Source organism: Streptomyces sp. NPDC002785 (assembly GCF_040295565.1).
Lineage (GTDB): Bacteria > Actinomycetota > Actinomycetes > Streptomycetales > Streptomycetaceae > Streptomyces.
Map to the genome: position 1 here is coordinate 1 of NZ_JBEOVN010000219.1, position 11,404 is coordinate 11,404.

Annotated in this window: 12 protein-coding genes; 10 read left to right on the forward strand and 2 right to left on the reverse strand. The window is 68.4% G+C overall.

Going from position 1 to position 11,404, the window contains the following annotated elements; translation table 11 throughout:
• Positions 1-217: 217 nt before the first annotated feature.
• From ABTZ94_RS32300 to ABTZ94_RS32320, 5 genes are all read left to right on the forward strand, one after another.
• On the forward strand, positions 218-1,114 hold the full coding sequence (locus ABTZ94_RS32300; protein WP_351206152.1) for a helix-turn-helix transcriptional regulator: 897 nt from the start codon (positions 218-220) through the stop codon (positions 1,112-1,114).
• A gap of 112 nt (positions 1,115-1,226) precedes the next feature.
• Positions 1,227-1,355: a hypothetical protein gene (locus ABTZ94_RS32305; protein WP_351206154.1), complete on the forward strand. Its 129-nt coding sequence runs from the start codon at positions 1,227-1,229 to the stop codon at positions 1,353-1,355.
• A 449-nt stretch (positions 1,356-1,804) separates the two neighbouring features.
• On the forward strand, positions 1,805-2,524 hold the full coding sequence (gene fabG, locus ABTZ94_RS32310) for a 3-oxoacyl-[acyl-carrier-protein] reductase (RefSeq protein WP_351206156.1): 720 nt from the start codon (positions 1,805-1,807) through the stop codon (positions 2,522-2,524).
• Positions 2,525-2,529: 5 nt separating this feature from the next.
• Complete coding sequence (gene fabI / locus ABTZ94_RS32315) at positions 2,530-3,297, forward strand: enoyl-ACP reductase FabI (RefSeq protein ID WP_351206158.1); 768 nt, start codon at positions 2,530-2,532, stop codon at positions 3,295-3,297.
• A 171-nt stretch (positions 3,298-3,468) separates the two neighbouring features.
• Positions 3,469-3,861: a hypothetical protein gene (locus ABTZ94_RS32320; RefSeq protein WP_351206160.1), complete on the forward strand. Its 393-nt coding sequence runs from the start codon at positions 3,469-3,471 to the stop codon at positions 3,859-3,861.
• On the opposite strand, the gene ABTZ94_RS32325 is transcribed toward ABTZ94_RS32320, so the two are convergent.
• Entirely contained in the window at positions 3,858-4,532 is a 675-nt protein-coding gene (locus ABTZ94_RS32325; protein WP_351206162.1) for a FadR/GntR family transcriptional regulator, read from the reverse strand. The two genes, ABTZ94_RS32320 and ABTZ94_RS32325, sit on opposite strands and share 4 nt — an antisense overlap.
• 116 nt (positions 4,533-4,648) lie before the next feature.
• Here ABTZ94_RS32325 and ABTZ94_RS32330 point away from each other — a divergent pair, with 116 nt between their 5' ends.
• The 4 genes from ABTZ94_RS32330 (at position 4,649) to ABTZ94_RS32345 (ending at position 7,065) form a co-directional block, all read left to right on the forward strand.
• Complete coding sequence (locus ABTZ94_RS32330; protein WP_351206164.1) at positions 4,649-5,977, forward strand: CynX/NimT family MFS transporter; 1,329 nt, start codon at positions 4,649-4,651, stop codon at positions 5,975-5,977.
• Between the two features lie 26 nt (positions 5,978-6,003).
• A complete protein-coding gene (locus ABTZ94_RS32335; protein ID WP_351206172.1) occupies positions 6,004-6,114 on the forward strand; it encodes an SGM_5486 family transporter-associated protein in 111 nt (36 codons plus the stop codon).
• 151 nt (positions 6,115-6,265) lie between these two features.
• Positions 6,266-6,472 (forward strand): hypothetical protein, encoded by a 207-nt coding sequence (locus ABTZ94_RS32340; RefSeq protein WP_351206174.1) that lies wholly within the window; start codon positions 6,266-6,268, stop codon positions 6,470-6,472.
• Between the two features lie 74 nt (positions 6,473-6,546).
• Positions 6,547-7,065, forward strand: coding sequence for a SixA phosphatase family protein (locus ABTZ94_RS32345; protein WP_351206166.1), 519 nt, complete (start codon positions 6,547-6,549; stop codon positions 7,063-7,065).
• Between the two features lie 68 nt (positions 7,066-7,133).
• Here ABTZ94_RS32345 and serB read toward each other — a convergent pair whose 3' ends face one another.
• On the reverse strand, positions 7,134-8,390 hold the full coding sequence (gene serB, locus ABTZ94_RS32350; RefSeq protein WP_351206168.1) for a phosphoserine phosphatase SerB: 1,257 nt from the start codon (positions 8,388-8,390) through the stop codon (positions 7,134-7,136).
• Positions 8,391-8,777: 387 nt separating this feature from the next.
• Between serB and ABTZ94_RS32355 the strand changes: the two genes are divergently transcribed.
• Positions 8,778-11,357, forward strand: coding sequence for an ABC transporter ATP-binding protein/permease (locus tag ABTZ94_RS32355; protein ID WP_351206170.1), 2,580 nt, complete (start codon positions 8,778-8,780; stop codon positions 11,355-11,357).
• Positions 11,358-11,404: the final 47 nt, after the last annotated feature.

The following is an 11,404-nucleotide window of genomic DNA, read 5'->3' on the forward strand; positions in this document are numbered from 1 at the left end:
TCAGCGGACGTACGTACCCGGTCGAGGTGCGTTACCGCCCCCTCCTGGAGGAAGAGGGCGAGGACTCCGACCGTCCCGAGGGTGACCCGCGCCGTGCCCCCAGTGGGGGTGTTGTCGTTTGACAACGCATGGGGGCTGGGTAAGTCTGCCCTTGCAGGGGTGGCGCACCCTGGCGCGGAGACTTGTGAGCGCACGCTCGAAGGGGGATGAGGTCGAGATGGAGTACGAGTTTCTCTTTGTCGTGGACGGCGTCGGCGTGGACGACGACCCGGCAGTCGGCGTCATCTTCGACGAGTTCGACGGGCTGCTCACCCGCCACAGGGATAAACACCTGCTCGATCTGGCCGAGTCCGGTGACGGCGCCATCGACGCTGCTCATCGCCTGGTGGTCCGACTCCGGAAGGCGCTTCCGCAGCTGAGGCTGCTGCGGCTGGACCCGGATCTGGTCGGGGTGTCCGACATCGCGGAGCGAACGGGCCGCAGCAGGCAGAACGTTCTGCAATGGGTGAGCGGCGAGCGACGCGCGGACGCTGGAGCGTTCCCCGACCCGGAGGGCACGGCCGGGCGCTCACTGATCTGGCGCTGGGCCGAGGTCAACGCCTGGCTGGCGCGCATCGGCGAACAGGCCGGGGATGGGGGCGCGACCCGGGAAGACGCGCTGTACATCGACTTCATGCTGCCCCGCTGGCAGCAGACACTGGCCGAGGGCCTGCCGATCGTACGCTTCGTGCACAGCCAGGAGGATGAACGCTCGCAGGACCGTGCCGGCGTGGCTCAGCTACTTGAAGGCACCCTCTCCGCACCCGGGCTGCTCGACATGATTTCCGCCTTCCCCCGGGCCGAACGCCAGCGACTGACCGTGGTCTGCGCCGTGCTACCGGACCGGTTGAGCGCTGTGGCCGAGCGGATCCGCGCAGGCGAGACCGGGGTGGTGCTCGCCTTCCAGGGTGAGAAGAACGAACTGCACCTCATGTCCGTCGCTGCCCGAGACGTCCCAGGGGCGCGCCCCGTATCGGAACTGGGCCTGGGCGACGACGCGACCGTCGGTGATCTGCTCCTGGTCGTCGCGAACGGTGCCGTACAGCCGACCACCCCCCTCGCCCTCGTCGGCTGAACGCCGAAGCACCCCCCTGCGGACCCAAGGAAAGCAAGCCGGCTCGCCGTACTGCGTACGGCTCGGACTCGACGACGGCCACCTCGTATACGCCGGCGGCCGGCCGGGCGTCGTGCGTGTACCGGTGCCGGACCGGGAGATCAGGCTGCACCGGCACATCCTGGACCTGAGCCTGCCGCATGCGGAACTGAGAGCCCGCATCGACCAGCTCGCGGAAACACTCGCGCGGTCGCTGCCGTAGGAAGAGAACCCGATGAGCACCATCTGCGTCCGAGAGTTCCGATGCAACCCGTGTGCCATCTTCGCCCGTGTGGAGAACGGGTAGGCGGTTCAGATCAACCGGCATGGCGACGTCATACCGTACTGCTGTCCGGTTCTGGGTGGTCTCCCAGTATGTGGACCCGGTGGCCCAAGGCCACGACGATCTCGGACCTCGATACCTTCCCGCGATACGACCTCCCCGCAGACGCCCCCGACCCGCTGGAGCTTCTCCTGGCCGCCCCGTGAAAAGGGCAACCGTTGATCTCGTTCCGCGCACGCGCCCGGGATGACGCAATGAGGCCGAGGCGGTCATAACTGTAGGAATCCCACAGCGCCTCGCGAGCGCCACTGTCAGGGGCCGATTCCTCGATCCGCGCACGGTACCGATAGGTTTTCGAGGTACCAGACTGCTATCGAAAGGGTGATCCGTTGAGCCGCTCGGTTCTCGTCACCGGAGGAAACCGGGGCATCGGCCTCGCCATCGCCCGCACTTTCGCCGAAAACGGCGACAAGGTCGCGATCACGTACCGCTCGGGCGAGCCGCCCCAGGTCCTCACCGAAGCGGGGGTCCTGGCCGTCCGGTGCGACATCACCGACACCGAACAGGTGGAGCAGGCCTACAAGGAGATCGAGGACAAGCATGGTTCCGTAGAGGTACTGGTCGCCAACGCCGGTATCACCAAGGACCAGTTGCTGATGCGGATGTCCGAGGAGGACTTCACGTCCGTACTCGACACCAACCTCACCGGCACCTTCCGGGTCGTCAAGCGTGCCAACCGCGGCATGCTGCGCGCCAAGAAGGGCCGCGTCGTCCTCATCTCCTCCGTCGTCGGGCTCCTCGGCTCGTCCGGGCAGGCGAACTACGCCGCGTCCAAGGCGGGCCTGGTCGGCTTCGCCCGGTCGCTGGCCCGTGAACTCGGCTCGCGGAACATCACTTTCAACGTCGTCGCACCCGGCTTCGTCGACACCGACATGACCCAGGTGCTCACCGAGGAGCAGCGCAAGGACATCGTGTCCCAGGTGCCGCTCGGCCGCTACGCGCAGCCCGAGGAGATCGCCACCGCAGTGCGCTTCCTCGCCTCCGACGACGCGTCGTACATCACTGGAGCCGTCATTCCCGTTGACGGCGGATTGGGCATGGGTCACTGATCACCATGAGCGGAATTCTCGACGGCAAGCGCATCCTCATCACCGGTGTGCTGATGGAGTCGTCCATCGCCTTCCACACCGCGAAGGTGGCCCAGGAGCAGGGTGCCGAAGTCATCCTGACCGCCTTCCCCCGGCCCACGCTGACGGAGCGCATCGCCAAGAAGCTGCCGAAGCCGGCCAAGGTCATCGAGCTGGATGTGACCAACACCGAGCACCTGGACCGCCTCGCCGGGCTGGTCCGTGACGAGCTCGGTTCGCTCGACGGCGTCGTGCACTCCATCGGCTTCGCGCCCCAGGACGCGCTCGGCGGCAACTTCCTGAACACTCCGTTCGAGTCCGTCTCCACCGCGATGCACGTCTCGGCGTTCTCGCTGAAGTCGCTCGCCATGGCCTGCAAGCCGCTGATGAGCGAGGGCGGCTCCATCGTCGGTCTCACCTTCGACGCGCAGTACGCCTGGCCGCAGTACGACTGGATGGGCCCGGCCAAGGCCGCGCTGGAGGCCACCTCCCGCTACCTCGCCCGCGACCTGGGCAAGGACGACATCCGCTGCAACCTGATCTCCGCCGGGCCGATCGGCTCCATGGCCGCGAAGTCCATCCCGGGCTTCTCCGAGCTCGCGGACGTGTGGAACGCCCGTTCCCCGCTGTCCTGGAGCATGGCCGACCCGGAGCCGGCCGGCCGCGGTGTCGTCGCCCTGCTCTCGGACTTCTTCCCGAAGACCACGGGCGAGATCATCCACGTCGACGGTGGCGTGCACATGATGGGCGCCTGATCCCGTACGACAGGCTGTGACACGGCCGCGTACCGCCTCTGAACAGGCGGTACGCGGCCGTCGTGCGTCTGCGCCCGGCCCTGACCCGCTCAAGTCGAAAAGATGGTCGATCCACCGCAGACTGTGGTGGATGAACCGGACTTTTGGTCAGGCTGCGGGGAGGAGGTCGCTGTGCGCTCCACACATTGCCGAACCTGGGCGCTGCTGGCGGCCTCCGCAGCCGTTGCCGCACTTCTCGCCCCTGTAGGCATATCCATGGCGGGGCGGGCAGGAGCCGGGGCGTCCGCGCCCGTCGCTCCGAGCCCCGACCCCGCCGGATCCGAATGCCGTACGTCGGTCCGGGGCTCCCGGGTCGTCGCCTACTGCCACAACCCGTACCCCTCCACCGACCGCGTGCAGCTGCACACCGAATGCCGCCGCTGGTGGGACATAGACGCGGACGCCACCCCGGTCGACGTGGGACCGGGCCGGACCGTGCGGCTCGACGACCGCTGCTGGAAGGAAGTCGGCTCCGTCTGGATCACCCACCGGGTGCAGGACACGCTCCAGCGCCGTCCGGCCTAGCCCCGGTCCACCAGACAGCTCAGCGCATGACTCGCGGCCTCGGCCGCCGCCGTCTCCGCGTCCCCTGCCCGGATCGCCTCGACCAGCCGGCCGTGGTCCATGTGATTCTCCGGTCGCAGTTCATGGCCGACATCGACCCTGAGATAGTCGCGCAGCAGATCGCCCAGGTCGGCGTAGAGACCGGTCAGTACGTCATTGTGCGAGGCCGCGACCACGGCCAGGTGCAGCGTCGCGTCCGCCGCGACGAACGCCTCGGCGTCACCTGCGGCCCAGGTCTCCTCCCGGCGCGCCATGAGTGCGTCCAGCTGCTTCAGATCCCGCTCGGTGCGCCGGGCAGCGGCCAGCCGCGCCGCCGACGATTCCAGGGTGGAGCGCAGCTCGGCGACATGGCGCGGATCGGCGGTGGCGAAGCGGTGGTGCATCACCCCGGCCAGTTCGCTGGTGGCGACGACATAGGTGCCCGAGCCCTGGCGGATGTCGAGCAGGCCGTTGTGCGCGAGCGCGCGCACGGCCTCGCGGACGGTGTTACGGGCCACCCCCAGCTGCTCCACCAGCTCGGGCTCGGTGGGAATCCGTGAACCCACGGGCCACTCGCCCGAGGTGATCTGATTCCTCAGCTGGGCGATCACCTGGTCGGCGAGTGCCGAACGCCGCGGAGACGTCAGTGCCATGGTGCTCCTTGCTCGGTTGCAGGGGGATGAGGGTTGCTCTGTTTGCAGCGAATGGTCTCAGAGGGGCTCTCGAAAGATTGGACAATCAATCATCCCATGATTCTATGATGAGCCTCATGCACGACGACGAGACCCAGTCCCAGACCCGGACCCTGAGCCCCGCCACCACGGCGGACGCCTTCACGAAAACCCCGGCCACGAAAACCCCGGCCACGCAAGCCTCACAGGCCCCGCAGGCGGCGCAGGCCGCCGCCGGGCCTTCCCCATGGCTGCTCCGGCTGGTCACCATCGGGCTCGTCCTCGCCGCACTCAACCTCCGCCCCGCCATCACCAGCCTCGGCGCCCTCCTCAAAGAGGTACAGGACGGGCTGCACATGAGCGGCAGCGTCGCCGGTGTCCTCACCTCCGTACCGCCGCTCTGCTTCGCGGTCTTCGGCATCATGGCGCCCCGCCTCGCCCGCCGCTTCGGCCCGGGCGCGGTCGTCTGCGCCGGCATGATCGCCATCACGGCCGGTCTGGCGATCCGGCCCCTCGTCGGCGGCACGGCCGGCTTCCTCGCCGCCAGCGCCCTCGCCCTCATGGGCATCGCCGTCAGCAACGTCCTGATGCCGGTGATCGTCAAGCGCTGGTTCCCGGACCGCGTCGGCTCCATGACCGGGCTCTACTCGATGGCCCTGGCCCTCGGCACCTCGCTCGCCGCCGCCGTGACCGTGCCCATGGCCAATGCGCTGGGCGGCAGCTGGAAGGCGGGCCTCGGCATCTGGGCCGTGCTCGCCGCCGCCGCGATCCTGCCCTGGATCCCGCTGGTACGGGACCGGCGCGGCACCTCCGGGCAGCCCGCCGCGCACCATCAGGACTCCCCGACTCTCAGGATCACCCGCAGCCGTACCGCGTGGAGTCTCGCCTGCTTCTTCGGCCTCCAGTCCACCGCCGCGTACATCACCATGGGATGGATGCCGCAGATCTTCCGCGACGCGGGGGTCTCGGCCGGTACGGCGGGCGTTCTGCTCGCCGTGACCATGGCGATGGGCGTGCCGCTCGCCTTCGTCATCCCTAGGGTTGCCACCCGGATGAGGACTCAGGGCCCGATAGTCGTCCTCCTCGGCAGCTGCGGCCTCATCGGATACGCGGGCCTCTACCTCGCACCGGCCGGCGGGGCCTGGGCCTGGGCGCTGCTCCTCGGCATCTCGAACTGCGCCTTCCCTCTCGCCCTGACCATGATTGGCATGCGGTCCCGCAGCGGCGCCGGAGTGGTCCGGCTGTCCGCGTTCGCACAGTCCACCGGCTATCTGATCTCGATCCCCGGCCCGCTGCTCGTCGGCGTGCTCCACCAGCACAGCGGTGGCTGGGGGCTGCCGATCGCACTGATGGCGGGCCTCATGGTGCCGCAGATGGTGGCCGGAATCCTGGCCGGGCGGGACCGGACGATCGAGGACGAATGCTGAGATGCGAGACTGAGCCCATGTCTCCTGTGCTCGACCCGAATCCCCAGAACGGTCAGAAGAAGCTCCTCCTCGTGCTCGGGGTGATGCTGCTGGTCACCGTGGTCATCGCGGTGATCGCCTCGATCGCATCGCCCTGAGCCGCGCGGTCCCCGACGCCCGGTGGTGGGGCTGGCACCACCATCCCCTAGGGGGCCAGGGTCAGGGTCAAGTGGGTGGGTCACCGGATGGGACCGGCACCCCCGCATCCGTAGATTCTGGGTATCAGAACCGATGACCACGGAGGCGGACATGTCGGCCCGTACGCACACCCGGCCCACCCACCCGGCCACGGGCAGCATCGAGGTCCGGCTGCCGTGGTGGGCCGTCGCGCTGCCCGCGATCACCTTCGCCGCGCTCCTGCTGTTGATCGCGGGATCCGGCGAGGCACACGCGGCGACGACCGACCCAGCGGTCGGCCGGTTGCTTGAGCGAATCGTGGCCCTGATGACCCGCTGACGGCGCTCACGTGCACCGCAGGAGCCCTTCAACACCCTGCGCCGGGCGGCACATTTCGTGCGAAGCTGAGGTGTATGAGCGTCGATACACCTCGCAGGATCGTCCTTCTCAGGCATGCAAAGGCGGAATGGTCGCAGGATTCCGACCATGAGCGGCCGCTCGCGGAGCGCGGCCGCAAGGATGCCCCCGTCGCAGGCCGCAAACTCGTCGACTCCGGGATCGTCCTCGACCTGGCCCTCTGCTCGACCGCCGTCAGGACGCGCGAGACATGGAAGCTGGCGGTGCACGAGATGCCGCACCGTCCCAGGACCGTGTACGAGGAGCGACTGTACGAGGCGTCTCCCGGCCAACTGATCGCCCTGATCAACGAGACCCCCGACGATGTGCACGACCTTCTGGTGATCGGCCACAACCCCGGTATGCACGCCGTCGCCGACGCCCTCTCGGAATCGGCCGAGGGTGACGCTCTGGCCCGGATGAACCGCGGCGGCTTCCCGACCGCCGCCTTCGCCGTCGTCGAGTTCTCCGGCTCCTGGAAGGGCGTGGAGCACGGAGTGGGCAAGCTGATCGAGTACTGGACGCCCAACGACTGATCCCGCTGTCGTACGGGCAGGGCCCCGGTGCAAAAGCCACCAGGGCCCTGCCCGTACGCGGGTACGCGTCAGTCGACGAGACCGTCGGCGGCCTCGACTTCCTCGCGGGTGATACCGAGCAGATACAGCACGGTGTCGAGGAACGGTACGTTCACCGCGGTGTGTGCGGCCTTGCGGACCACCGGCTTGGCGTTGAAGGCCACCCCGAGCCCGGCGGTGTTCAGCATGTCGAGGTCGTTCGCACCGTCACCGATCGCGACGGTCTGCGCCAGCGGCACACCGGCCTGTGCGGCGAAACTGCGCAGCAGCCGGGCTTTGCCGGCCCGGTCGACGATGTCGCCGACGACCCGTCCAGTGAGCTTTCCGTCGACCACTTCCAAGGTGTTGGCAGAGGCGAAGTCGAGCCCGAGCCGCTCCTTCAGATCGTCGGTCACCTGCGTGAACCCGCCCGAAACCACACCCACTTGGTAACCGAGCCGCTTCAGCGTACGGATCAGGGTGCGGGCGCCCGGCGTCAGCCGTACCTCGGCGCGCACTTTGTCCACCACCGACACATCGAGCCCCGCCAGCAGCGCCACCCGTGCGTGCAGCGACTGCTCGAAGTCGAGCTCGCCGCGCATCGCCTGCTCGGTCACCTCGGCGACCTTGTCCTCGCAGCCGGCATGGGCGGCGAAGAGCTCGATGACCTCGTCCTGGATGAGCGTCGAGTCGACGTCCATGACGACCAGCCGCTGCGCCCGGCGGCTCAGCCCGGCCGACACGACCGCCACATCGACACCGATCCCGGCGGACTCCGTCGCCAGCGCCGTCCGTAGCTCCTCGGTCCCGGTGCCGGACACCGCGAACTCGACTGCCGTGACCGGGTACTTCGCGAGCCGGAAGATCCGGTCGATGTTCCCGCCGGTCGAGGTGATCGTGGCCGCTATGGCGGCGGTCGACTCCGCGGTCAACGGGTGCCCGAGCACCGTCACATGGGAACGTCCGTAGCCACGTGGGCGGTTGTCACCCGTACCGGAGATGATCTCGGCCTGCAGCTTCAGCGAATCGGCCCAGCTGTGCACGGTCGCCCGCAGGTCGCCCTCGGTGGTGCCGCCCGCGGTCGGGGCGGTGACCAGCGCGCACAGGACGATGCGGCCACGGGTCACGACCTGCTCGATGTCGACGACGTCGACCGAGTAGGCGGCGAGGGTGTCGAAGAGCCCGGCAGTGATCCCGGGGCGGTCCTTCCCGAAGATCTTCACGAGAAGGGTGGGTGCGTCCGTGCCCTGACGGGACTCAGGGGGCTCAGGAGACGGGGAAGACTGAGGTGGCTGAGATGCGCTCATGGTGCTCCCACCGTATCGGTCCGCCTCATCGCACCGGAGGCCCGTCCCGAGGACCGGACAGCGAGTCGTTCCCGTACCCCCGCCCGGAGCAAAGGCGGGGCGACGGACGGCACGCACTCGGGCACGCTCGGCGACCGGGGGCGGATCCGGACGGACCGAGATACCCCGCGGCGGCATGTCCACTCATGGTCGGCACGCACTCGTACGCGCTCATGGACCTGCCACTCCGCGAGCCCGTTCCTGCTGACTCGACGGCACAACGGCGCAGGTCCCGGCAGGGTCTTCACCCCGCCCGACTTTCGTATCGGGGACTGCTCCTGGAATAGTTCCCCACGATGTTCAGCATCCCTAGACTCCCTGTGATGGGGGTAACTCGGGGGACAACTAGTGGGGCGCGGAGTGCCGGAACTCGTACTGGAATTGAATGGCAGGACCTGGACGCTCGATCCGTCCAGGTCGTACACCCTTGGGCGCGATCCGCAGGGCGACCTGACGCTCGACGACGCCAGGGTGTCGTGGCGGCATGCCACGATCAGCTGGGGGGGCCACAGTTGGTTCATCGAGGACCACGGCAGCACCAACGGCACCTATGTGCAGGGGCGGCGGATCCAGCAGCTGGAAATCGGGCCCGGCTCCGCCGTACACCTGGGCAATGCCACTGACGGACCGCGGCTGAGCATCGGCGCCGCAGCAGGTGCCGATGTGTACAGCGGGCAGGGCGTCGGTGCGCAGCAGGCCCCTGTCCAGCAGCCCCAGCAGGGTGGCGCCGGCTGGCCCGGCGGACAGGCACCCGTTCCGCAACAGCCGCAGCAGGGCCGGCAGAAGGCCTCTCAGGTCCAGCCGCAACAGCAGCCCGCGCAGCCCCAACAGCCCCAGGTCCCGCACCAGCAGGGCATGGCGCAGACACCCGGCGCAGGCGGACCCGGCGGTGTCGCGGGGGCACCGCCGGCGTACGGCGACCGCAGCCCGACCACGTTCCACCAGCTGGCCCTCGGCCGCGTCATGCGCATCGGTCGTGCGCTCGAGAACGAACTGGTCGTCTCCGACCTCCAGGTCTCGCGCCACCACGCCGAGTTCCACGCGACGCCCGACGGCCGCTTCGAGATCCGTGACCTCGGATCCCACAACGGCACCTACGTCAACGGGCAGCCGCTCTCCAAGTCCGGCTCCGCGCTCATCGGCCCGAACGACATCGTTGGCGTCGGTCACTCGACCTTCCGCCTGGTCGGCGACCGGCTCGAGGAGTTCGTCGACACCGGTGAGGTCTCCTTCTCCGCCCGCCACCTCACGGTGACGGTCGACGGCGGGAAGCAGATCCTCAAGGACGTCTCCTTCGGCGTCCCGGAGAAGTCGCTCGTCGCGGTCATCGGCCCGTCCGGCTCCGGCAAGTCCACCCTGCTCAAGGCGCTCACCGGCTACCGGCCCGCCAACCAGGGCGATGTCCTCTACGACAACCGGAACCTGTACAAGCAGTTCGCCGAGCTGCGCCAGCGCATCGGTCTGGTCCCGCAGGACGACATCCTGCACAAGGAACTCACGGTCACCAAGGCCCTCAAGTACGCGGCCAAGCTCCGCTTCCCCGCGGACACCACCGAGGCCGAGCGTCAGGCCCGGATCCTCGAAGTCCTTGCCGAGCTCAAGCTCGACATCCACAAGGACAAGAAGGTCACCTCGCTCTCCGGCGGCCAGCGCAAGCGCGTCTCCGTGGCCCTGGAGCTGCTCACCAAGCCGTCGCTGATCTTCCTGGACGAGCCGACCTCCGGCCTCGACCCGGGCATGGACCGCGATGTCATGCAGCTGCTGCGCGGTCTGGCCGACGACGGCCGTACGGTCCTCGTCGTCACGCACTCCGTTGCCGAGCTGGCGATCTGCGACAAGCTGCTCGTCATGGCGCCGGGCGGTTCCGTCGCCTACTTCGGTCCTCCGGAGGAAGCGCTCAACTTCTTCGGCTACACCACCTGGGCCGACGTCTTCTCCGCGTTCGAGAACTACCGCGACTACGACTGGGCGGGCCGCTGGCGCGGATCGCAGCACTACCAGATGTACGCCGCGGACATCGACGCCGTTGCCGTGCAGTCCGTGCACATGCCGCACCCGCAGCAGATACGCCCGCCGAAGCCGCAGAGCTGGACGACGCAGCTGTGGACCTTGATGCGCCGCTACGTCTCGGTGATCGCGTCCGACAAGGGCTTCATGGGCCTGATGGTGATCCTGCCCGCCGTGCTCGGCGTGGTGAGCGTGGTCATTCCGGCGGACTTCGGTCTGGCGCCGCCCACGCCGCCGTCCCAGTTCAACGGAAAGGCCGGGACGATCATGCTGATCCTCGCGGTCGGCATGTGCTTCTCCGGCGCGGCCAACTCCGTACGCGAGCTGATCAAGGAACGGGTCATCTACGAACGGGAACGGGCCACCGGTCTGTCCCGTTCCGCCTATCTGATGTCCAAGGTGATCGTTCTCGGCGTGATCACGGCCCTTCAGGGGGTCATCATCTGCGGCATCGGCTTCGCCACCCGCGACCTGCCGGAAAAGGGCCTGATCATGCCCCCGGCCGTCGAGATTTGCGTCTCCATCATCGCCCTCGGCTTCACCTCGATGATGTTCGGTCTGGTGATCTCCTCGCTGGTGAAGACGTCCGAGAAGACCATGCCGCTGCTGGTCATGTTCGCGATCATCCAGGTCGTCTTCACCGGTGTGCTCTTCCAGGTGTACGGGTCGCCCGGCCTGGAGCAGTTCGCCTGGCTGATGCCGTCCCGTTGGGCGTTGGCCGCAGCCGGCACCACTTTGGACCTCGCCCACCTCATGCCGCCGTGGGACCCGAAGAACCCGACCGACCTCGACCCGCTGTGGGAGCACTCGGCCGGTCAGTGGGGGATCAACCTCACGGTGCTGCTGGCGCTCGGCGTCATCTGCGGATTCGCGGTCGCACGACTGCTGCGCCGCCACGAGCCGGAGGTCATGCGCAAGTAGACGCGGGCACCGGCACGCATACGCCGAAGGGCGGCACCCCGCACGGG

What these genes read in the sequence shown, in the direction of transcription:
- ABTZ94_RS32345 (WP_351206166.1), top strand. Translation starts at nt 6,547, where the DNA reads ATGAGCGTCGATACACCTCGCAGGATCGTCCTTCTCAGGCATGCAAAG.
- ABTZ94_RS32300 (WP_351206152.1), top strand. Translation starts at nt 218, where the DNA reads ATGGAGTACGAGTTTCTCTTTGTCGTGGACGGCGTCGGCGTGGACGAC.
- ABTZ94_RS32325 (WP_351206162.1), bottom strand. Translation starts at nt 4,532, where the DNA reads ATGGCACTGACGTCTCCGCGGCGTTCGGCACTCGCCGACCAGGTGATC.
- ABTZ94_RS32330 (WP_351206164.1), top strand. Translation starts at nt 4,649, where the DNA reads ATGCACGACGACGAGACCCAGTCCCAGACCCGGACCCTGAGCCCCGCC.
- serB (WP_351206168.1), bottom strand. Translation starts at nt 8,390, where the DNA reads ATGAGCGCATCTCAGCCACCTCAGTCTTCCCCGTCTCCTGAGCCCCCT.
- fabI (WP_351206158.1), top strand. Translation starts at nt 2,530, where the DNA reads ATGAGCGGAATTCTCGACGGCAAGCGCATCCTCATCACCGGTGTGCTG.
- ABTZ94_RS32340 (WP_351206174.1), top strand. Translation starts at nt 6,266, where the DNA reads ATGTCGGCCCGTACGCACACCCGGCCCACCCACCCGGCCACGGGCAGC.